The following is a 23503-nucleotide window of genomic DNA, read 5'->3' as shown; positions in this document are numbered from 1 at the left end:
GAAGGGCAAGAAATTAGGGGATGGAAAAAAAATGGTTTACGATATCAGTATATTCCGAAAATAGCGTAGGATTACTGAATAGAATATCTGGGATATTTTTAAAGCGTCATATAAACATAGAGAGTTTAAACGTTTCAAAATCGGAGATAGATAATGTATCTAAATTTACTATAGTAGTTTATACAACGGAAGATTGGGTGCGTAATATTGTAGGGCAGGTTGAGAAACAGATAGAGGTGATAAAAACATTTTATCATACCGATGAAGAGATTATTTATCAAGAATCAGCATTGTTTAAAATAGATTCTAGCCTGTTGTTCGATGAAAGGAATATCCAAAACATAATCAAGGAGAGCAATTCTCAGATTGTTACCGTATCCAGAGACTTTTTTGTTTTGGCAAAAAGTGGCAGAAGGAATGAGATAGACGATATGTACCAGCAATTAAAACCATATGGTATCATGCAATTTGTACGTTCAGGAAGAATTGCAGTTTCCAAATCCGAGATGCAGATTTCAGCATTACTTAAAGAATTTAATTTATAAATAATAACTCTGACAAGCGTCAGAATAAAAAATCGATTTAAGAAAATGACAAATTATTTTAATACACTATCATTAAGAGAGCAATTGATTCAATTGGGACAATGTAGGTTTATGGAATCTACGGAATTTTCTGATGGAGTATCAGCCTTAAAAGGGAAAAAAATTGTAATAGTAGGATGTGGTGCCCAAGGGTTAAACCAAGGATTGAACATGCGAGATTCTGGTCTAGACATATCTTATACGCTTAGGGAAGCGGCAATAAAGGAAAAAAGACAGTCTTACTTAAATGCTACCGAGAACGGATTTAGCGTAGGTACTTACGAAGAGTTGATTCCAACCGCTGATCTCGTTATTAACTTAACTCCAGATAAACAACATACAGCCGTAGTTGCTACAATTATGCCGCTAATGAAAAAAGGAGCAACCTTATCTTACTCTCATGGCTTTAATATCGTGGAAGAGGGAATGGATATCAGAAATGACATTACTGTTATTATGGTGGCGCCAAAATGTCCAGGTTCTGAAGTAAGGGAAGAGTTTAAGAGAGGATTTGGGGTGCCTACTTTGATAGCGGTGCATCCAGATAATGATCCAGAAGGTAAGGGCCTTGCACTGGCTAAAGCGTATGCAGTTGCTACAGGAGGTCATAAAGCTGGCGTTTTGGAATCTTCCTTCGTCGCTGAGGTGAAGTCAGATTTAATGGGAGAGCAGACCATTCTATGTGGTTTGTTGCAAACGGGTTCTATTCTTTGTTTCGATAAAATGATTGAAAAGGGTATTGAGCCTGGATATGCATCTAAGTTGATACAGTACGGTTGGGAAACCATAACTGAGGGACTTAAGTATGGTGGAATTACCCATATGATGGATCGCTTGTCTAATCCGGCCAAAATAAAGGCGTTTGAACTTTCTGAAGAATTGAAGGATATAATGCGTCCGCTTTTCCATAAGCATATGGACGATATCATGAGTGGCCATTTCTCTAAAACAATGATGGAAGACTGGGCTAATGATGATAAGAACTTGTTAGCATGGAGAGCAGAAACTGGAGAAACCGCTTTTGAAAAAACGCCAGCGGGTGCCCATGATATTTCGGAACAAGAGTACTATGACCATGGCGTATTGATGGTAGCTATGGTGCGCGCTGGAGTGGAATTGGCATTCGAATCCATGATAGAATCGGGAATTATTGCAGAATCTGCTTATTATGAGTCCTTACACGAAACTCCTTTAATCGCGAATACGATTGCCAGAAAGAAATTATTTGAAATGAACAGGGTAATTTCAGATACGGCAGAGTACGGTTGTTATTTGTTTGATCATGCATGTAAGCCATTATTGGCCGATTTTATGAAAACTGTTGATACCGATGTAATTGGGAAGCATTTTGCTGATGAAAAACATGTAGGTGTAGATAATGCCAAATTGATTGCAGTTAACAAAGCGTTGCGAGAGCATCCAGTAGAAATAGTTGGGGCTAGATTACGTGCTTCAATGACCGCAATGAAACCTATCGTGTAATTTAAATTGATCTAATAATAAGACCTGTCGGGTTTTTATAACTAGGCAGGTCTTCTTTTTTATTATTATATATGAGTTCGTATTTTCCCAAAATTGAAGATGTCCGAAAAGCGGCAATTACGATTCGTCAGGTAGCGGATGTTACCCCTTTAACACAGAGCATACGGTATTCCAAAGCTTATGATTCCAATGTTTTATTAAAACGCGAAGACCTTCACAGGGTAAGAAGCTATAAAATAAGAGGGGCATTTAATAAGATTTCTTCGTTAGATCCCGAGCAATTAGTAAATGGTGTGGTTTGCGCCAGCGCTGGAAATCATGCGCAAGGTGTGGCTTTTGCTTGTAACCATTTAGGCATTAATGGAACTATTTATATGCCAAGTGTAACCCCAAAACAAAAGGTAGAGCAAACAAAATTATTTGGTGGTGATTGGGTAACCGTAGTGTTGGAAGGGGATTCTTTTGACGATTCTTCCAAGGCTGCTAAAGAATTTTGTTCTCTTAACCAGAAAACTTTTATTCATCCTTTTGACGACCCTAAAATAATTGAGGGTCAGGCGACTGTAGGACTGGAAATTTTAGAACAATCCAAGGTTCCCATAGACTATCTTTTTGTGGCTGTTGGGGGCGGGGGTTTAGCTTCAGGGCTATGTGCTGTTTTTAAAACCTTATCTCCTCAAACCAAAATTATAGGAGTAGAACCGGAAGGAGCACCGTCCATGAAAACATCTATACAAAAAGGACAGAATACGGAATTGGAGCACATCGATAAATTTATTGATGGAGCTTCAGTAAAAAGGGTGGGGGACTTTACTTTTAATATTTGTAAAGAATACCTTCACGATATGGTTACTGTACCAGAAGGCAAGGTTTGCCAAACTATATTAGATCTTTATAATAGGGATGCTATTGTAGTAGAGCCAGCAGGTGCACTTACTTTAACTGTTCTGGACGATTATAAGGAACAAATAAAAGGAAAGAATGTAGTCTGTGTAGTAAGTGGTAGTAATAATGATATTACCAGAACTGCAGAGATAAAGGAAAGAGCCCTTTTGTATGGAAAGTTAAAGCATTATTTTATAGTGCGTTTTCCACAACGTCCTGGCGCTTTAAAACAGTTTGTGGCCGAAATTTTAGGGCCAAATGATGATATTACCCATTTTGAGTATTCAAAAAAATCCAGTAAGGAGAATGCACCTGCAGTAGTAGGGATAGAGTTAACTTGTCCTGAAGATCTGGCCCCTTTGGTTAAACGTATGAAGGATAATAACTTTTTTGGTGAGTATATCAACGATAAGCCAGACCTTTTTCAATACCTTATTTAAAGCCAATTGAAAATATTCATTTTGTTTGGTAATTCATCTGCCTACCTAAAATCGCTTTACTACCTTTAAAAAGTAGCCAGGTATAATACGAAAAGGAGGTAGTTTGTAAAGCAGAATTTTAGCTAGGAGTTTTCAACATCAGCATGAAGAAAATACTTTGGATTGGAGCAAAATAGACCTTAATTTAATAACAATTGGATACGCTTTTATTAATTAATCGTTGCGAAACCGTTTTCGAATGCCGATAGGTTAGGCCGATCCTTTCTTTTATTATTTTATGAAACCCACTTTTAGTATTTTAGTACGGAGAAAGTTAATTTTTTATCTACCATCATTATATCAAATGAGAATTTATGAGTAATACAATCATACCAGAAGAATTCCAAATTACGAGTAAAATACACCAATCTACCTATTTGGTAAATGGGGAACTTAAAACATGGACCGGTAAAACAAGTGATGTTTATTCCACCATTTCATCAACAGAAGCCTATGCACCAACTTTGTTGGGGAGTATTCCAGATATGGGTGAAGAAGAGGCATTAGAAGCATTAGGTGCTGCAGATAAAGCCTATAATAAGGGAAAGGGAATTTGGCCTACCATGAGGGTACAGGAAAGAATTGAGTGTATGGAGGTCTTTGTTACCAAAATGAAGACCAAAAGAGATGTGGTGGTAAAACTGCTGATGTGGGAAATTGGTAAATCTCTAGGAGACTCACAGAAGGAATTTGATCGTACAGTAGAATACATAGAGGATACCATTGAAGACTATAAAAAGTTGGATCGTGATGCTGCTAAATTTGAAAAGCACGACGGTGTTTACGCCCATATAAGGAGGGGACCATTAGGCGTAGTGCTGTGTTTAGGGCCCTATAACTATCCATTAAACGAAACATTCGCTTTGTTGATCCCTGCAATTATAATGGGAAACACCACTATTTTTAAACCGGCAAAACACGGTGTACTATTAATTACGCCTTTATTGGAAGCTTTTCAGACTAGCTTTCCTAGGGGTGTGGTGAATATAATATTCGGCCGAGGTAGGGCTGTAGCGGCACCTATTATGCAGACTGGGAAGGTAGACGTTTTGGCCTTGATCGGGAATAGTAAATCGGCCAACGCCTTACAAAATCAGCACCCTAAGAGCAACAGATTGCGTTTAGTGCTCGGGTTGGAAGCCAAGAATCCGGCTATAATCCTTCCCGATGCAGACCTAGACTTAACCATCAATGAATGTCTTGCAGGAACCTTATCTTTCAACGGGCAACGTTGTACTGCGCTGAAAGTGATCTATGTACATGAGGATATCGCAAGTGAATTTAATAAGCGTTTCTCCGAAAGAGTAGATCAACTTAAATTTGGAAATCCATGGGAAAGCGGTGTAAATCTTACACCTTTACCAGAGCCAGGGAAGCCTGCCTATATTCATGAACTGATTGATGATGCGGTAGAAAAAGGTGCCAAAATATTAAATAAAAAAGGAGGAGTACATTCTGATAATTATATTTGGCCAGCGGTATTGTTTCCTGTTGATAGAAGTATGCGAGTATACCATGAAGAGCAATTTGGTCCCGTAATTCCAGTCCTAACATTTAAAGATATAGAGGAGCCATTAAACGATATGGCCGAATCTAACTACGGACAACAGGTAAGCCTGTTCGGTAAAGACGTTTATGCCATAGCGCCTTTAATTGATACTTTGGTGAACTTGGTGTGTCGTGTGAATCTTAACAGCTCCTGTCAGCGTGGTCCAGATGTATATCCATTTACGGGACGTAAGGATTCTGCGCAATCCACTTTAAGTGTTCACGATGCACTACGCTCATTTTCTGTAAGGACGTTTGTGGCTTTTAAAGACAATGATTTAAACACAGAGACCGTGGAGAAATTGCTTGAAACTAAATTGTCTAACTTTATCAGTACGGATTATATATTATAATCTATATTTTATAAGCATTAAGAGACCTGTCATTTTTTTATATCTGGCAGGTCTCTTGGTTTTTAAGTGTTAAGGTGATTGATAAAAACGGGAATAAGACCTAAAGATTGGTTAAATAGGGAAGTAATCACTGAAAAGCACGTAATTTTGCGGCTTTTTTAGAACAGAAAGTCAGCATTTAAATTGCGGTTTCTTTGCTAGGGCATATTGTGCCATGTTAAAATACCACGGCAATAAAGAAGAGTTATAGATATATGGGATTGGATAAAACGAACAAAAAAGCACTTTTCGCCTTAGCAATGGGCGGATTTGGAATAGGAATGACAGAATTTGTTATCATGGGTATATTACCTAATGTTGCTAGCTCGCTTCAAATCACCATTCCACAAGCCGGACACTTTATAGCAGCCTATGCGTTAGGTGTAGTAGTAGGGGCTCCAACCTTAACATTATTGAGCGGTAGGTGGTCTGCACATAAGGTATTGCTCTTTTTAATGTTATGGTTCACTGTATTTAACACTGTCTCAGCTTTTTCTACTAGTTATGATATGATGTTGGTAACCAGATTCTTATCTGGTCTTCCCCATGGTGCATTTTTTGGCATTGGGGCAGTGGTCGCTGGTAAACTTGCCAGAAAAGGAAAGGCTGCCCAGGCGATTGCAATTATGTTTGCAGGGCTAACAGTGGCCAATGTAGTGGGCGTGCCACTAGGCACGTATTTGGGGCAACATTACAGCTGGAGCCTTTCTTTTATTTTGGTCGGTATTGTGGGTGTGTTCACTATGCTTGCCCTTTATTTCTGGATGCCGCAATTAGAACGTGCATCGTCTGAGGGAATGATTAAAGATCTAAAGGTTTTTAAGAGATTGGAATTATGGGTTATCATTTTATTGACCATTGTAGGTACAGGTGGATTTTTTGCGTGGTATAGTTATATAGCTCCTTTATTGACAGAGGTTTCTGGACATACGCAAACCATGGTGAGTTACGCTATGATCATTGCTGGTTCCGGTATGGTAGTGGGGAATTTTATAGGTGCCAAGATGGCTGAGATTTTCACTCCTATGAAGGCGGTAATTATAAGTTTATCATTAATGGTGACCGTTCTACTCCTCAATAGCGTTATCGCTACTAATCCTACTGGAATTTTAATTTGGACCTTTGTGATCGGGATGATATCATTTACGGTATCTACCCCAATTCAAATGGCTTTTATAAGGTCGGCAAAAGGTTCCGAAATGTTAGGGGCATCCATGAATCACAGTGCTTTTAATATGGGAAATGCCTCTGGGGCATATTTTGGAGGCTTACCAATAGCAATGGGAGCCGATTTTACCGCACCTAGTATTGTTGGGGCTAGTATGGCCGCTAGTGGTGTTCTAATTGGAATATTAATCGTTATCACTAGAAGGTCTAAAAAGAGAAGAAGAGCAAGGTCGCTGGCGTTTAACCAATAGCCTATATTTTTAAGTAAGTAGAATAAAATAAAAGATCCCAAGTGTAGAATACAATTGGGATCTTTTTATATAGTATGGTTTTAGCGGATTCCGCTGTTCTACTTTAGATGTTTTTCACTAACCAATCTCCTATTTCACTTGTTTTATAAGCTTTTCCACCTTCAGCAAGATCTTCGGAAACGATTCCCTCGGCCAATGATTTATTGACTGCGTCTCTAATGGCCTGTGCTTCTTCCTTAAGGTTAAAGTCCTCGAACATCATAGCTGCAGACAATACCGTAGCTAAAGGATTGGCAATATCTTTACCAGCCGCTTGTGGGTAAGATCCATGAATAGGCTCGTATAATTTAGTTTTATTTCCTATAGAGGCAGACGGCATAAGACCCATAGACCCAGAAATTACCGATGCTTCATCGGTTAATATATCTCCAAATAAATTTTCGGTGATCATTACATCATAAGAGCTTGGCCATTGTACCAATCTCATGGCTACGGCATCTACAAACTCATAGGAAACGGTTACTTCTGGATAGTCTTTTTCCATTGCTTGTACTGTTTCACGCCATAAACGAGAGGTTTCCAGGACATTGGCCTTATCTACACAGCACAATTTTTTAGAACGGGTCATTGCCAATTCAAATCCTTTCTTAGCTAGGCGTTTTACTTCTTCTCGGGTATAGGTACACGTATCATATGCGGTATCTCCATTGTCTTCCCTGCCTCTTTTACCAAAATAAATACCTCCAGTTAGTTCTCTTAGAATTACTAGGTCTGTTCCTTCTATTCTTTCTCGTTTTAATGGAGATTTATCTATAAGGGAGGGGAAGGTAAAGGTGGGCCTAACATTAGCAAATAGGCCAAGTTTTTGACGCATTTTCAGTAATCCTTGCTCGGGTCTCACCTTAGCAGATGGGTCGTTATCATATTTAGGATGTCCTATGGCGCCAAATAAAACCGCGTCGGCAGCTTCGCAAATGGCATGAGTCTCATCTGGGTAAGGCTCACCAACGGCATCTATAGCTGCTGCTCCAGTTAGAGCAGGTTTCCAGTTAATTTCGTGATTATATTTTTTTGCTATCGCATTAGATACCTTTACTGCCTGATCTATTACTTCAGGACCAATTCCATCTCCTGCTAAAAGGGCAATGTTTAATTTCATTTGTTACGTTTTTATTTATGATTTTGTTAAGGCTAAAAATTAACTGCCTAACCTTAAATTATGTTCAACATTTTTTCAGTGGCTTTAATCGCCGATACCGTTTGGTCCGAATCCAGACCTCTCGAGATAAGTTCTTTCCCGTCCCAATCCCAAGTAATAATGGTTTCACATAGCGCATCAGAATTACTTCCAGGGGGAATCCGGACCGCATAATCTACCAAGGTGGGCAGCTTTATTTTTTTTGAGGCATACACCTTTTTAAGGGCATTCATAAAGGCATCGTACTGGCCATCTCCTTGGGCATTGGCCTCTATTGATTCACCATTAATTTCTATAGCTAGGGTAGTGGAAGGCATTAAACCCTTTGCATGGGTGAGTACATACGATTTTACAAAGACCTTTTGATGATGGGTATCACTATCTAAAACATCGGATATAATAAAGGGTAGGTCGTCTTTAGTAACCTTTTCCTTTTTATCTCCAAGTTCAATAATCCGAGCAGTAACTTTTTTAAGCTCCTCGTCATTTAGGGTGAGTCCCAGTTCCTGTAAATTCTTTTGAATATTGGCTTTCCCCGATGTCTTTCCCAAAGCGTATTTTCTCTTCCTACCAAAGCGTTCGGGCATTAGGTCATTAAAATACAAGTTCTTTTTAGAGTCCCCATCCGCATGTATTCCAGCTGTTTGGGTGAATACATTATCACCCACGATAGGCTTATTGGCGGGGATACCAAATCCGGTAAATGCAGAAACCACCTTACTTACTTTATGCAGGGATGTTTCGTTTACACCCACCATAACTTGGGGTAAAAAATCATTTATAACGGCTATTACGCTTGCCATAGGAGCATTTCCAGCTCTTTCTCCCATTCCGTTAACGGTAAGGTGTAGTCCCTGACAACCAGCTTTTACGGCCTCCATTACGTTAGAAACACTTAGGTCATAATCATTATGGCCATGGAAATCGAAATGTAAGTTTGGATAACGGCCAACTATTTCAGAAATATAATCATAGGTCTGGTTATGCGTGAGTATTCCTAAAGTATCTGGGAGCAATATTCTTTTTACCGGCTGTGTAGCTAGGAAGTCTAAAAATTGAAAAACATATTCTTTAGAGCTCTTCATTCCATTGCTCCAGTCCTCTAAATAAACATTACTAGAGATTCCTTCTCTTTCGGCAGCGGCCAATGAGGCTCCAATTTCTTTAAAGTGTTGTTCTGGCGTTTTCTTCAGTTGATGGGTCAAATGGTTCATGGACCCTTTGGTCAACAAGTTTTGCACTTTCGCACCGGCTTTTTTCATCCAGTCCAAGGAAACCCCATTATCTACAAAAGTCAATACTTCTATGCGGTCCAAAAATCCAACGTTATCTGCCCAATCGGTAATTTGTTGGACAGCGGAAAGTTCCCCATCGGAGACCCTTGCCGAAGCTACTTCAATCCTATCTACTTTTAGCTCTTCTAGCAGTAATTTAACCAGTGTGAGTTTTTCGGATGCTGAAAAGGATACCCCCGACGTTTGTTCTCCATCACGGAGGGTGGTATCCATTATTTCAATTTTTCTTCTTTTCATTTATGCGGAAGTAGTGTACGTATTCCTATTGCCCATTAACTAAATATTCTCATATACTGCCTAAACTGGTTTGTAGAATATAGTTCAACAAGTAACCCCGGGCAATCTAAAATCCAACTTTTTATTTAAGATCCATCATTTTATAGCGGTGCGTTTTTAGCAAAATCCCGGATGTCTTCCTTAATGTTCAAAAGATAATCGATATCGTCAAAACCGTTCAGCATATTCTGCTTTTTGTAATCGTTGATATCAAAATTCTCCTTTTCTCCGGTGGCCGTAAGGGTAATGGATTGTTCTTGTAAGTCTACTACAATTTCTGTTTTAGGGTCTGCCTCTATCGCTGTAAAAATTTTATGTAAGAACTCAGGACTAACCTGTACCGGAAGAACCCCTATATTTAAGCAGTTGTTTCTAAAAATATCGGCAAAGAAGCTAGATACTACACATCTAAATCCATAGTCATAAACCGCCCATGCCGCGTGTTCACGGGAAGATCCTGAACCAAAATTTTTTCCACCTACTAATATTTTTCCACCGTAGATTGGATTGTTCAAAACAAAATCCTTTTTCGGAGTATTGTCCGGATGGTATCTCCAATCACGAAATAGATTATCTCCAAAACCTTTACGTTCGGTGGCTTTTAGAAATCGCGCTGGGATGATCTGGTCTGTATCCACATTTTCTATTGGAAGTGGGACTCCTGTTGATTTTAAAACTGTAAATTTATCGTATGCCATTATTATTACTTTTTTGCTAAGCACAAAAGGCTTTATGCGAATTTTATTAAGTTCTTATTCTTTGGATTTAGTGTGCCATCTCTAGCTCCATCAGTTCTCTTGGGTCGGTAACCTTCCCAGTAACCGCCGCTGCGGCTGCTACTAATGGACTGGCTAATAGTGTTCTAGCTCCCGGCCCTTGTCTACCTTCAAAATTCCTGTTAGAGGTGCTAACGGCGTATTTTCCTGCTGGAACCTTATCGTCGTTCATGGCCAAACAAGCAGAACATCCTGGTTCGCGTAAAGCAAATCCTGCTTCTTGTAATACCTCTAGTATGCCTTCTTCCTTAATTGCGGAAACTACCTTATGAGAGCCAGGCACCAACCATGCAGTAACGTTATCTGCTTTCTTTCTTCCTTTAACTATAGAAGCGAAAGCCCTAAAATCTTCTATACGGCCGTTGGTACAACTTCCAAGGAAAACAAAATCGATTGGTTTTCCAATCATATTATCCCCCTCTTGAAAATTCATATATTCCAAAGACTTTTTATAGGTGTTAACAGCGCCCTCAACATCCTTGGCCATTGGGATATCTTTAGTTATAGCCATTCCCATTCCAGGATTGGTCCCAAAGGTGATCATTGGTTCAATATCAGCGGCATCAAAAGTAACTTCATGATCAAATTGAGCACCCTCATCTGATTTTAAAGTACTCCAATAGCTCATAGCTTTATCCCAAGCTTCCCCAACAGGAGTAAATTCCCTTCCCTTTATATATTCAAATGTCTTTTCATCAGGAGCAATCATCCCGCCTCGGGCACCCATTTCTATACTTAGGTTACATACCGTCATTCTACCTTCCATGCTCATATTTCTGAATACCCCTCCTGCATATTCAACAAAATATCCTGTGGCCCCGGAAGTAGTGAGTTTAGAAATTATATAAAGAGCAACATCCTTTGGAGTTACACCACGGTTCAGAGAACCATTAACATTGATCCTCATAGATTTGGCCTTTTGCTGCATAATACACTGTGTGGCCAAAACCATCTCTACTTCCGAAGTTCCTATCCCAAAGGCAATAGCGCCAAAAGCACCATGAGTAGAGGTATGGGAGTCTCCACATACAATTGTAGCCCCAGGTTGAGTAATACCGTATTCTGGACCAACCACGTGAACTATTCCGTTCTTTTTGTGGCCCAATCCCCAATACGAGATTCCGTGTTCATTGGAATTCTCTTCCAATGCCCTTAATTGATTGGCGGAAAGGGGATCTTCTACTGGTAAATGTTGATTTATGGTTGGGGTGTTGTGATCTGCGGTCGCAAAGGTTTTTTCGGGATACATCACCGGAATATCCCTGGTTTTTAAGCCCTGAAAAGCTACTGGACTAGTAACTTCATGAATCATATGGCGATCTATAAAAAGTACATCAGGGCCATTTTCTATGGAATGTACAACATGGGAATCCCAAACCTTATCGAATAACGTTTTCTTCATTTTACTATTTTATAAACTACTTATTTTTTATTTGTAAAAGGCATATGCCCTAAAAACTTAATCAAGCTAAGTTATAACTATCTAACAAGTTCTTGAAATTAAAATGGATAGAATTACGATGTTCAACCTTAAAAATCATGATTTCTTGGACTATTGGCCGCTTAAATAAGTTACGTTATTCCCGTGATAGTGGTGTCTTTGATAAGTTTAAGGTGGATAGTCGAATGGTATTATAATCGGTGGCAAAAATAAAAACGGGGGTCGAAATTTAATTTCGACCCCCGTAGCTAATTGTTTATTACAAGGAAAAACAACAATAAAAAGCAATAGTTATTTTGCTTGTTTGTCTACAATAATTCTAGCATCTCTATTGGCTAACTCCCAAGCGGTAAGGAATACCAATCTTGTTCTGTTTTCCAATAGATCGTAGTTTATTTTATCTGGAGTATCGCCTGGTAGGTGATAGTCCTCATGGGTACCATTAAAATAAAAAATGATCGGAATATTGTTCTTGGCAAAGTTGTAGTGATCACTTCTGTAATAAAAACGGTTAGGATCGTTCTCATCATTATAGGTGTAATCCAGTTCAATATTCATATATTTCTCATTGACTGCTTCAGAGATTTCATGAAGTTCAGTACTCAACTTATCGGCTCCAATAAGATAGATGTAGTTTCTTTCCCCACTTCTCTTTGGATCTATTCTCCCGATCATATCAATATTTAAATTTGCTACTGTTTCGGACAGGGGAAATATAGGGTCATAGTCTGCGTAATATTTAGATCCTAACAAACCTTTCTCTTCTGCCGTAACGTGTAAAAATACAATAGATCTTTTTGGACCGTGACCTGCATCTGCAGCGGCTTTAAAAGCTTGTGCTATTTCTAACATTCCAACTGTTCCAGAACCATCATCGTCTGCACCATTAAAAATTTCCCCTTCCTTGTTTACACCTACGTGGTCTAAGTGAGAAGAAATAACAATATACTCATTTGGCTTTTCTGAACCTTTAAGTACAGCTACTACATTTTCTGATTGTATATCCTCATTAGCACTTTCTATGTTTAGTGCTACTTTAGAAGCTACAGTTTTTGAAGAATTCTCTTCTGTGATATTCGGAAGTAATTCGTTGGCAGTTGAAGAATCGACTAACAAATAAAAGAAATCTTCATTGTTATCTGCCTTTAAGCCCATACGACCACTATCGTTGGCCTGCATATGGTTAAATCTATTTTTAAAACGACCATAATTGTCAGTGTCAAAATAAAGAACTCCAACGGCGCCTTTGCTCTGTGCCAATTCCATTCTCTTTCCAATAGATTCTGACATATTGCTCCAAACGGACTTTTCCTGATTTCCAGAAATAGTGTAAGTTCCATCAGCATTAATAGGTTCCCCCGACTTCATTAAAACTATTTTTCCCTTTACATCCAATCCGGCATAATCCGAGTAATTTTCTTCTTCAATACCATTGTTTACGTAAACTATATTGTCAAAATTACCTTTTGCTTGGGTAAAGCTGAGTATACCTTCTCCGTTTTCAATTTTTTTACCATTGATAGTAATACTCCCAGTAGGTAATTTGTTGATGCTTAAAGGAACGTCTTGAAAATAGTCCCCATTTTCTTGGGCAGCGGGAATTCCATTTTTAATATATTCTGCTTTAATATATTCTACTGCTTTCTTTTGGCCTGGTTTTCCAGTATCTCTACCTTCAAACTCATCAGAAGCATAGATGTATAAATGCTCTTTTAATTCTGCTTCAGTAATAGTTTCGGCGTAGGTAAAAGGATTTACATCCTCTAACTGTTGTGCCGTCTGCTTGTTAACCGTTTTTTGCGATGAATTGCACGCCATGGTTAGTCCTAGCGCAACAAACAAAATTCTTTTCATTGTATGATATTAATATTAATAAATTCAAAATCTGTCAAAAATAAGGAAAATAAAAAGGATACTATCCTAGTATTATTATAAAACTGAAACATCATTTTCCTGTGACCCAGGATAATATGATATCCAGTAAATTAGGCTTATTATAAGGTGTTAATATTGATGTAAGGAAAGGCAGAATGCCATCGATAAAGAAAAGGTTTTTGGAAAAACAGATTAGGTTTTAAAGGTTATTGCTTTTTATAAGAATACTTTCTAAGATGATTATTACGGTGGTCATTTCATTTCTTATTAGATGCTATCTTTTATATAATAGGTTAAAATCTTACATTAGTGGATGCAAAACCAATTAAGTGCTAGTTGGATAATATAATTTTATAATGATTACAGGAAAGAACTATATAGGGGAAGAGCAATCCGCGAAAGGAAGCAAAACATTTCACACCTTCAATCCAAAATTGAATATACCTACGGAATGGACATTTTATGAAGCGGATATTAAAGAAATTGAAGCTGCTGTAGAAAAGGCTTCCAAGGCGTTTGACCCTTATAGTAATCTTCCATATGTTCAGAGGGCTAAATTTTTAAATGCCATTGCGGACGAAATAGCAGTTTTGGGGGAACAATTGATTACCGTTTTTATGCAAGAATCTGGATTACCAGAAGGCAGGGCCCTGGGAGAACGCGGAAGGACCATGGGGCAATTAAGGGCATTTGCAGCCTTGTTATTGGAGGGTTCTTGGGTAGCGGCTACGATTGATACTGCGCAACCTTCAAGGGAGCCAATGCCCAAAGTAGATTTGCGTAAAATGATGGTTCCTATAGGACCTATAGCAGTTTTTGGCGCCAGTAATTTTCCGTTAGCCTTTTCTACTGCCGGAGGGGATATGGCCAGTGCTCTAGCTGCCGGATGTCCCGTAGTTGTAAAGAGTCACCCTATGCACGCAGGTACCGGGGAATTAGTTTCTTCCGCAATAATAAAGGCCGCACAAAGAACAGGGATGCCAGATGGGGTCTTCTCCAATTTAAATAGTAGTGATGTAGCGGTAGGCCAACTTTTAACGATGCACCCTAAAATTAAGGGGGTAGGTTTTACTGGCAGTTTTAATGGCGGGATGGCCTTATATCGCTTGGCAAATCAGCGAAAGGAACCCATACCCGTTTTCGCAGAAATGGGCAGTATAAATCCTGTAGTAGCGTTACCGGGAGCTTTAAAGGAGAAAGGTGCATATTGGGCAGCTCAATATGCAGGATCCATTACTTTGGGAGCAGGACAATTCTGCACCAATCCCGGACTTATTTTAGGGATAAAAGGAGCGAGTTTTTCTAATTTTATAAACACCTTGAGTGCCGAAATCGAAAAAATAGAACCTGCATGTATGTTGCATCCTAACATTTATGATGGTTACCAAAGGGGTAAGCAAGAACTATCTGCTCAACCCAGAACTGAAAAAATTACTGATTTAAAAGGAGAAATCCCTCCTAATCATGCTGTCCAAAGGATTTTAGCTGTGGACGCGAAGGTGTTTTTGGAGAATCCTATCTTACACCGAGAGGTCTTTGGACCATTTTCAATAGTAGTTAGCTGTTCGGACAAGGAGGAGTTAGTCCATGTTATTAATCATTTGGAGGGACAACTTACGGGTACCATTTTGGGTGACGAGGACGAATTAAAAAGATCACCAAAGGTGGCCAATGCCTTAATGAAAAGGGTAGGGCGTATTATATTTAATGGGGTGCCTACAGGAGTGGAAGTCTGTCCTTCCATGATGCACGGAGGACCATTTCCCGCATCAACCGACAGTAGGTTTACCTCTGTTGGGACCTCTGCCATAAAAAGATGGGTGAGACCGGTATCATTTCAAAGTTGGCCAGAGGAACTACTGCCCCAAGCCTTGCAAAATAAGAATGTGTTAGGGATTATGAGGCAGGTAAATGGAGAAAATACAGATCGAAACATCTAAGGATGAATGGCACGAAAAACATTCTTTTGTGTTGATGCCCATACCTGTGGAAACCCGGTTAGGGTAGTGGCAGGTGGCGGTCCGCAGCTTCATGGAAATTCTATGAGTGAAAAACGTCAACACTTTTTACAGGAATACGACTGGATAAGAAAAGGTCTCATGTTTGAGCCTAGAGGGCACGACATGATGAGTGGGAGTATATTTTATCCCCCACAAGATCCCAACAACGATTGTGGAATTCTTTTTTTGGAGACTAGTGGATGTCTGCCCATGTGTGGTCATGGCACCATTGGTTCCATTACAATTGGGATAGAGGAAGGCTTGTTGTCGCCAAAAAATCCAGGAACCATCAAATTGGAAACTCCGGCTGGTTTGGTAAAGATAAATTATCAACAAACAGGAACAAAGGTAGATTGGGTGCAATTGACCAATGTGAAATCTTACTTAGCTGCTTCGGAACTCACCATAGAATGTTACGGATTGGGAGAATTGGTTTTTGATGTAGCCTATGGTGGGAATTTTTATGCAATTGTAGATCCTCAAAAAAATTTTAAGGGTATTCAAGAATATTCAGCCGCTCAATTAATTAATTTCAGCCAGGAAATACGGGATAAAATCAATTTAAAATTTCCAAATAAATTTGTTCATCCAGAAAATGAGACTATAAGTGGATTAAGCCATATACAATGGACAGGAAAAACCTTAAGTGCTTTGGCTACAGCTAGAAATGCGGTATTTTATGGCGATAAGGCAATTGATAGATCTCCCTGTGGTACGGGAACCTCGGCAAGGATGGCGCAATGGCATGCCAAAGGAAAATTAAAGCTGGGCGAAACTTTTATCCATGAAAGTTATATAGGATCTCAATTTACGGGGATTATAGAGGAAGAAACTTCAATAAACGGAATAAAGGCAATTACTCCTAGTATTAAAGGGTGGGCAAAAGTGTATGGCTATAACACCATCATAATAGATGATGAGGATCCTTATGCCCATGGATTTCAAGTAGTGTAATATGAAAAAAAATGTATTGATTATTGGTGGAGGTATTGCCGGACTCTGTTCAGCGTATTTCTTGCAAAAAGTGGGGCATCAGGTTACAGTATTGGATAAATCTGATATGAAGTCCGGAGCATCACATGTGAATGCTGGCTATATTACCCCCAGCCATATTATTCCTTTGGCCTCCCCAGGGATGATCTCTAAAGGGATTAAGTGGATGTTTAACCCTACCAGTCCATTTTATATGAAACCACGATGGGATATCGATTTTTTTAAATGGTCTTGGTACTTCCATCGTTCCTCTACCACGGAAAAAGTAGAAGTGGCGGGACCTTGGATAAAAGAAATAAATTTAATAAGTAGGGAGCTTTTTACGGATATAAAAAATTCGGGCGATTTAGGGGATTTCCAATTGGAACGAAAAGGCCTTTTAATGCTTTATAAAACCGATAAGGAAGGAGCGTATGAAATGCAAGTGGCGAAAAAAGCTGCCGATCTAGGCTTGGAAGTACAGTTTTTAGATAAAAAAGGATTGAATGCCCTACAGCCCAATGTGAATATGGATGTTAAGGGTGCCATACATTACGAATGTGATGGTCATACCACGCCAACGGAGTTTATGGGAAAAATGATAACGCACCTAAAAAAGGTGGGGGTCATCATTAGGTCTCACGAGGAGGTAACCGATTTTCAGTTTGCTAATGCAAAGATTGAGCAGGTGATTACCAATAAAGATATCTATGTGGTAGATGAGGTGGTTCTGGCATCTGGAACTTGGAGTGAAAATCTATCTAAAAAATTACATATTAAACTGCCCTTACAGGCGGGAAAAGGGTATAGGATAAATGTGTACAGGCCTACCGGAATCACTATTCCGGCTATTCTTATGGAGTCTAAGGTAGCGGTTACCCCTATGACCGATTACACTAGATTTGCGGGAACTATGGAGTTCTCAGGAATTAATACGTTGATTAGAAAAGAGCGCGTGGCAGCTATTGCAGATGCCACTACTCAGTATTTTCCCGATATCAAGATTAACCAAGAAGAAAAAGAGGCTGCAGAGAGTGGGCTTCGGCCTATATCTCCAGACGGACTTCCCTATATTGGGAGAACTAAACATATTAGAAACCTAACCTTCGCCACTGGTCATGCTATGATGGGTTGGAGTCTAGGGCCTGCCACAGGAAAATTGGTTTCGGAGATCATCTCAGATAAAAAGACGGGTATGGATATCATTGGCTTTTCACCGGACCGAAAATTTTAGCTCTTGAGCAGGGGTGCAATAAAAAAGGCTAAATGAATTTCTCCCTTAGCCTTTTTTTTTAATTCTATCTGTAATGGTATGTTCTATAGGTATAAACACTGTCAGTTTAAGTAATTAGTGGTCATGCCCCCCAGATTCTCCAATTAAATTAAATCCACCTTTCACAATTACCTTCTCAGTTTCCTTTATATTACCCCAATCGGTAATAGCAGTAAAACCATCGTAACTCTCCCCTACGTTTACCTCTCTGGCTTCAAAGGAATACCCTTCGCTATCTTCGGATAATAGAACTAGAACAAAATGATCATTATCTGCGGAGATAATACTTTCCTCTGGTAGTGCCTTTAGTTTTTTACTTTCCGTTATAATAGTCGCTTCAACAAACATACCAACGGCAAAAGAATGATTTTCGTCGTCATGTAAATGTCCGTGTACTTTAACGGTTCTATTCTCACTATCAATGGATGTGCCTACTAAATAGACTTCTGCATTGTATGTTTGGTCAGACGCTTCTGGAATTTTAAAATGAATAGGTTGGTCCTTTTTAATTTTCATGATATCCTTTTCAAATAAGGTTAATTCCAAATGAATATGTTCTGTATTTATAATCTCCATAATTTCATCGGAAGGGGAAACATACATGCCAGGGGAAACATTTACTTTGGTTATGTTCCCATCTATTGGAGCATAAATGGTTACTTGGGATACAATATTTCCCTTTTCAACATTATTGGGGGAGATGTTTAGCATTTGCAGTTTTTTCCGCAATCCATTGTATAATGCCAAATTCCGCTTGTATTCACTTTCTGCTCTTAAGAAATTCTTTTGGGAAGTTATTTTTTCTTCAACTAGGGATCGCTGTCTCTCATATTCCGATTTCAAATAGACCAACTGCTCAACGGATTCCATATATTCTTGTTGCAATTGAATAAACGCCGGATTTTCCAAGCTAAGTAAAGGGTCTCCTTTTCTTACCCTATCGCCAACTAATAAAGGAGTTCTTTTAATGTAACCTCCCATAAAGGCACTTATAACAGCATTGCTTTTAGGGGGGACATCTATGGCTCCCCTAACTTCTACAACTAAGGGAAAATCTTTTTCAACTAAATTTCCCAAGACCATATTTTCTCCCTCAAATTGGGCTTTGGTGACCTTTATAGAAGATTCGGTGTGCACTTCATTTTCATCAGAAAGTGGAGGTTTATTTTTATTGTTCTGATCCCCGCATGCGGTAAAGATGAGTAGGAGCACAGTGGTAATTAATATATATAGTATACGTAACATAGTAGTTGTTTTATAAGTTTAGATAATTTATGGCGATGACGGTCTGATTATAGGCATTAAGGTTCTCTAAATAGCTAAGTGTTATTTGATACCCATTTTCCATACTTTGGATGTATTGAAAAAAATCGATTTCCCCACTTTGATAACTCAGAGTAGCCGTTTTAATAATTTCATCCGCAAGCCCTTGTCCTTCGTTTTCATAATAAGAAAGTACTTCCCTGTATTTATTTAATTGTCCCATAAGGGAGTCGTATTTGGTTTTTAAGCGTATAGTATAATCTTCCATTTCTGTACGAGCAACATCCTTGGCTATTTTTGCTGCTTTTATTTTGGAGGCATTACCACTAAAGATTAACGGAATTTTGAGTCCCACCTGAAATCCATATAGGTTTTCTCCTAGATTAGCATTGGTGCCCTGAAAATAATTTAGGCTAAAATCGGGCAGTAAATGTTGTTGCTCTAGATTGCTCTTTGCATGGAAAAGTTTGTTTCTGCCTTCATAAAAAAGTATGCCTACATTATCTTCTATTTTAGCTTGTTGTAATTCTAACTTTTCCATTGGCATGCTTCTTACTCGTAGTACGGAGTCTGGCTGCACAATTTTAGATAATTCAAAAAGCGCTATTTTAGAATCCTCAATTGCTTTTTTATACAAGGCCTGCAGTTCTTTTTGTTTGGCTTGAGCGGTTATTTTTTCTAGGTAATTGCTCTCGCCAAGTTCAAACTTTCTTTGAGCGGCATGGGAAAATTGATCATAGATGGCATTTAGCTCATTATATGTTTTTTCCTTATGCCTAGCATATTGTAGCTCGTGATAAGTAGATGCCACCTCCTTTTCTAAAAGGAGCAGTGCTATCTCATAGGTGCTATTTTGCATCTCATATTGTGCCTTATTTACTCCTTTTTCGGCAAAGTACACGGTAGGAAAAAGGATATCTTGTTGTATTCCGTATACTTTTAAAGGTTTATTATTAAAGGCCATATTATTTTGATCGTATTGGTAGTACACTTCTGCTTTATCAAAACTAAATGCACTGCCTATGAGGGCTTTGGATTCCTGCACCTTTAGATCCCCCGCTTTAAGTCCGGCATTATTCTTAAGTGCAAGACTGTGGATTTCCTCATAACTTAGTCCCTGCTCCTGTGCGTTTAACATCCCAGTGGAGATTAAAAGTAGTAGTACGGTGATAGGACGGTTATAATTGGATTTAGGTTTCTCCATATCATTATTATCCTTTCTGTGGAATATAGAATAGAGTATGGGGAGCACTACCAGTGTTAATAAAGTAGCACTAATGAGTCCGCCAATTACTACAGTGGCCAATGGCCGTTGTACTTCTGCTCCTACATTTGTAGAGATAGCCATAGGTAAGAAGCCTAGTGCTGCGGCCGACGCCGTAAGTAGCACTGCCCGCAATCTGTCCTTAGTTCCTTGTATAATAAGCTGATCCGAATGTTCCATTCCTTGATGTTTTAACTCTTTAAAATGTTCTATAAGTACAATACCGTTTAAAACGGCAATCCCGAATAGGGCTATAAAACCAACTCCTGCAGAAATACTAAAAGGCATATCCCTAATCCATAGTAATATAATTCCTCCTACTGCGGACAATGGAATAGCGGAATAGATTAATAATGCGTCTTTTACGGATTTAAAAGCAAAGTATAGCAATATGAATATTAGTATTAATGCTACGGGAACTGCTATTAACAATCGATCCTTGGCACTTTGTAAGTTTTCAAACTGACCACCATAATCAATTGTATACCCCACGGGCAGTTTTATCTCGGTATCTATAAGTTGCTGAACATCATCCACCACTGATTGTAAATCCCTATTTCTTACGTTCACGCCTACTACGATTCTTCGCTTAGTATCGTCCCTAGAGATTTTAGCTGCTCCTTGGGTGTAAGTTATGTTTGCAAGCTCACTAAGTGGAATTTTTTGGCCGGTAGGGGTGTCTACATATAGGTTTTTGAGGTTAGAGATATCGTTTCTGCTTTTGGCATCTAATCTAAGGGTCAGGTCAAATCGTTGTTCTCCTTCAAAGACACTACCAAGATTGGTCCCGGCAAAGCCCATAGAAATAATTTGGTTCAAATCGGCAATATTAAGGCCATATCTGGCAATTTTAGCCCTATTAAACTTAACATTCATTTGTGGTAGTCCAGCTACTTTTTCAACGATTATGTCCGCTGCACCTTCCACATCCTGAATGAGGTTTTTTATCTCATTGCCCTTGGATTGTAGGATGTCTAGGTCTTCCCCAAAAATTTTTATAGCAATATCTGCACGTACACCGGTGATTAATTCATTAAAGCGCATTTCAATAGGCTGGGTAAATTCCACCTCCATTCCTGGAATCACGGACAGCGCTTCCTTAAATTTATCAGCTAACTCATCTTTAGAGTCAGCGGAAACCCACTCTTTTCTATTTTTAAGGGTTATGATAACATCACTTTCTTCCATAGACATAGGATCTGTTGGTACTTCTGCCGCACCAATTCTAGTTATCACCTGTTTAACTTCAGGGAAATTATCTAACAGTATCTGTTCTATTCTAGTAGTAATTTCAACAGTTTTACTTAATGAAGTTCCTGTTTTTAATACGGGTTGTATCACAAAATCGCCTTCATCCAAGGTGGGGACAAATTCACCTCCCATGGTAGTGAACAAATAGATAGACGCGGCCAAGAGTAGAGCAGATATGGACAATACCACTCTTTTTTGCTTAAATGCCCATATAATCACCGGATCGTAAACACTATTGAAAAAAGTCATTAGTCTCACCGAAATATTTTTTGGTGAAGTGTTTGCAGGCTTAATCCATAAGGAAGCAGCTACAGGTACATAGGTGAAACATAACAACATGGCGCCCAGTAATGCAAAGCTAAACGTAAGCGCCATTGGTTTAAACATCTTTCCCTCTATTCCACTAAGAGAGAGAATAGGGATAAAGACAATAAGTATGATTAACTGACCAAATATGGCCGAATTCATCATTTTAGATGCCCCATGAAATGTAATCTTATTTTTCAAAGCTTGTTTTTGACCTATGGCAACATGGGCGAGTTCGTGTCTCTTTGTGGTCATTTGAAACGCAATGGTTTCTACAATAATTACTGCACCGTCTATGATTATTCCAAAATCTATAGCTCCTAAGCTCATTAGGTTGGCATCTACATTAAAAATATACATCATGGAGAGTGCAAACAATAAACAAAGAGGAATTACAGACGCAACTACTAATCCAGATCGAAAATTCCCCAGTAGTAACACCACTACAAAAATCACGATTAAACATCCTAAGATGAGGTTCTCAGAAATGGTGTAGGTTGTTTTTTGAATGAGCTCGTTCCTTTCTAAGAATCCGTTAATAAAAACACCTTCGGGCAAGGATTCAGAAATGAGATCAATTCGCTCGTGAATGGCATCGATTACTTTTTTAGAATTAGCATCTTTTAGCATCATAATTTGACCTAGCACCTTCTCGCCCTCACCGTTTCCAGTAATGGCTCCGAAGCGTGTAGCGCTCCCAAAACTAACTTCCGCAACATCCTTAATATAGATAGGTAGTGAATTGGTAGTTTTTATCGCGATATTTCTGAGGTCATCTAAGGAAGAGATTAATCCTTCTCCTCGAATAAAGTAAGCCTGATTTGCTTTTTCTATATATCCACCTCCAGTTACACTGTTATTTTTTTCCAAGGCCGTAAAAATATCGGATATGGAAATATTCATCGCATGTAACTTATTGGTGTTGATGGCTACTTCATATTGTTTCAGCTGACCGCCCCACGTATTCACTTCCACAACACCAGGAATTCCCGAAAGTTGCCTTTTTACCACCCAATCCTGAATGGTCCTTAATTCCATAAGGGAATATGTATCTTCATAACCTGGTTTGGTATCCAAGATATATTGATAGATTTCTCCCAAGCCAGTAGTAATGGGACCCATTTCCGGGGTTCCAAATCCTTCAGGTATTTTTTCGGAAGCTGATATTAATTTTTCTGAGATCAATTGGCGGGGCAAAAACGTACCCATTTTTTCCTCAAAAACAATAGTGACTACGGAAAGACCAAATTTGGAGACGGAACGTATTTCCTTTACTCCTGGTAAATTGGCCATTTCCAACTCCACCGGATAGGTTATAAACTGTTCCATATCTTGGGTAGACAGGTTTTTGGAGGTGGTAATAACTTGTACTTGATTATTGGTAATATCAGGGACAGCCCCAATAGGGATCTGAGTAATGGAATAGAGCCCAAAACCGATAATAAATAAGGTAAGTAAAAGAATAATTAATTTATTCTTTAAACTGAATTGAATAATATTGGATAGCATAATTCATATATAAAAG

The 23503-nt window shown here is 38.8% G+C and carries 15 protein-coding genes; 8 read left to right on the top strand and 7 right to left on the bottom strand.

The window, feature by feature from the left end; genetic code table 11:
• Window positions 1–20 precede the first annotated feature (20 nt).
• The 5 genes from ilvN (at window position 21) to G466_RS0104640 (ending at window position 6788) form a co-directional block, all read left to right on the top strand.
• A complete protein-coding gene (gene ilvN / locus G466_RS0104660; RefSeq protein ID WP_026812609.1) occupies window positions 21–545 on the top strand; it encodes an acetolactate synthase small subunit in 525 nt (174 codons plus the stop codon).
• A 45-nt stretch (window positions 546–590) separates the two neighbouring features.
• Window positions 591–2066 carry a ketol-acid reductoisomerase gene (gene ilvC, locus G466_RS0104655; protein WP_026812608.1) on the top strand — a complete coding sequence of 492 codons (1476 nt, stop codon included), beginning with the start codon at window positions 591–593 and terminating at the stop codon, window positions 2064–2066.
• A 71-nt stretch (window positions 2067–2137) separates the two neighbouring features.
• Entirely contained in the window at window positions 2138–3391 is a 1254-nt protein-coding gene (gene ilvA / locus G466_RS0104650) for a threonine ammonia-lyase IlvA (protein ID WP_026812607.1), read from the top strand.
• Window positions 3392–3744: 353 nt separating this feature from the next.
• Window positions 3745–5331, top strand: a complete 1587-nt coding sequence (locus tag G466_RS0104645; RefSeq protein WP_026812606.1) for an NADP-dependent glyceraldehyde-3-phosphate dehydrogenase — start codon at window positions 3745–3747, stop codon at window positions 5329–5331.
• A 254-nt stretch (window positions 5332–5585) separates the two neighbouring features.
• A complete protein-coding gene (locus G466_RS0104640; RefSeq protein ID WP_026812605.1) occupies window positions 5586–6788 on the top strand; it encodes an MFS transporter in 1203 nt (400 codons plus the stop codon).
• Window positions 6789–6891: 103 nt separating this feature from the next.
• Here G466_RS0104640 and leuB read toward each other — a convergent pair whose 3' ends face one another.
• The 5 genes from leuB to G466_RS0104615 all read right to left on the bottom strand — a co-directional run bounded on the left by leuB (window position 6892) and on the right by G466_RS0104615 (window position 13628).
• Window positions 6892–7947, bottom strand: a complete 1056-nt coding sequence (gene leuB, locus G466_RS0104635) for a 3-isopropylmalate dehydrogenase (RefSeq protein ID WP_026812604.1) — start codon at window positions 7945–7947, stop codon at window positions 6892–6894.
• 53 nt (window positions 7948–8000) lie between these two features.
• Complete coding sequence (locus tag G466_RS0104630) at window positions 8001–9518, bottom strand: alpha-isopropylmalate synthase regulatory domain-containing protein (RefSeq protein ID WP_026812603.1); 1518 nt, start codon at window positions 9516–9518, stop codon at window positions 8001–8003.
• Window positions 9519–9658: 140 nt separating this feature from the next.
• Window positions 9659–10255, bottom strand: a complete 597-nt coding sequence (leuD, locus tag G466_RS0104625; RefSeq protein WP_026812602.1) for a 3-isopropylmalate dehydratase small subunit — start codon at window positions 10253–10255, stop codon at window positions 9659–9661.
• Between the two features lie 67 nt (window positions 10256–10322).
• Window positions 10323–11735, bottom strand: coding sequence for a 3-isopropylmalate dehydratase large subunit (leuC, locus tag G466_RS0104620; RefSeq protein ID WP_026812601.1), 1413 nt, complete (start codon window positions 11733–11735; stop codon window positions 10323–10325).
• 330 nt (window positions 11736–12065) lie between these two features.
• The gene (locus G466_RS0104615) at window positions 12066–13628 is read right to left on the bottom strand and encodes a M28 family peptidase (protein WP_026812600.1); all 1563 of its coding nucleotides are present in this window, start codon (window positions 13626–13628) and stop codon (window positions 12066–12068) included.
• A 377-nt stretch (window positions 13629–14005) separates the two neighbouring features.
• Between G466_RS0104615 and G466_RS0104605 the strand changes: the two genes are divergently transcribed.
• Genes G466_RS0104605 through G466_RS0104595 form a run of 3 tightly spaced genes read left to right on the top strand, consistent with a single transcriptional unit; the run spans window position 14006 to window position 17855 of the window.
• Window positions 14006–15589 carry an aldehyde dehydrogenase (NADP(+)) gene (locus G466_RS0104605; RefSeq protein WP_026812599.1) on the top strand — a complete coding sequence of 528 codons (1584 nt, stop codon included), beginning with the start codon at window positions 14006–14008 and terminating at the stop codon, window positions 15587–15589.
• A 6-nt stretch (window positions 15590–15595) separates the two neighbouring features.
• Complete coding sequence (locus tag G466_RS0104600) at window positions 15596–16603, top strand: 4-hydroxyproline epimerase (RefSeq protein ID WP_026812598.1); 1008 nt, start codon at window positions 15596–15598, stop codon at window positions 16601–16603.
• A 1-nt stretch (window position 16604) separates the two neighbouring features.
• A complete protein-coding gene (locus G466_RS0104595; RefSeq protein WP_026812597.1) occupies window positions 16605–17855 on the top strand; it encodes an NAD(P)/FAD-dependent oxidoreductase in 1251 nt (416 codons plus the stop codon).
• Window positions 17856–17969: 114 nt separating this feature from the next.
• Here G466_RS0104595 and G466_RS0104590 read toward each other — a convergent pair whose 3' ends face one another.
• Together G466_RS0104590 and G466_RS0104585 are read right to left on the bottom strand one after the other, a co-directional pair.
• Complete coding sequence (locus G466_RS0104590; protein WP_026812596.1) at window positions 17970–19139, bottom strand: efflux RND transporter periplasmic adaptor subunit; 1170 nt, start codon at window positions 19137–19139, stop codon at window positions 17970–17972.
• A gap of 10 nt (window positions 19140–19149) precedes the next feature.
• Window positions 19150–23487 carry a CusA/CzcA family heavy metal efflux RND transporter gene (locus G466_RS0104585; protein WP_026812595.1) on the bottom strand — a complete coding sequence of 1446 codons (4338 nt, stop codon included), beginning with the start codon at window positions 23485–23487 and terminating at the stop codon, window positions 19150–19152.
• Between the last annotated feature and the right edge of the window lie 16 nt (window positions 23488–23503).

This window comes from Arenibacter certesii DSM 19833 (genome assembly GCF_000429545.1).
Taxonomy (GTDB): domain Bacteria; phylum Bacteroidota; class Bacteroidia; order Flavobacteriales; family Flavobacteriaceae; genus Arenibacter; species Arenibacter certesii.
Note: the sequence above shows the minus strand (reverse complement) of the source record. Positions and strands in the feature narration are given on the sequence as shown.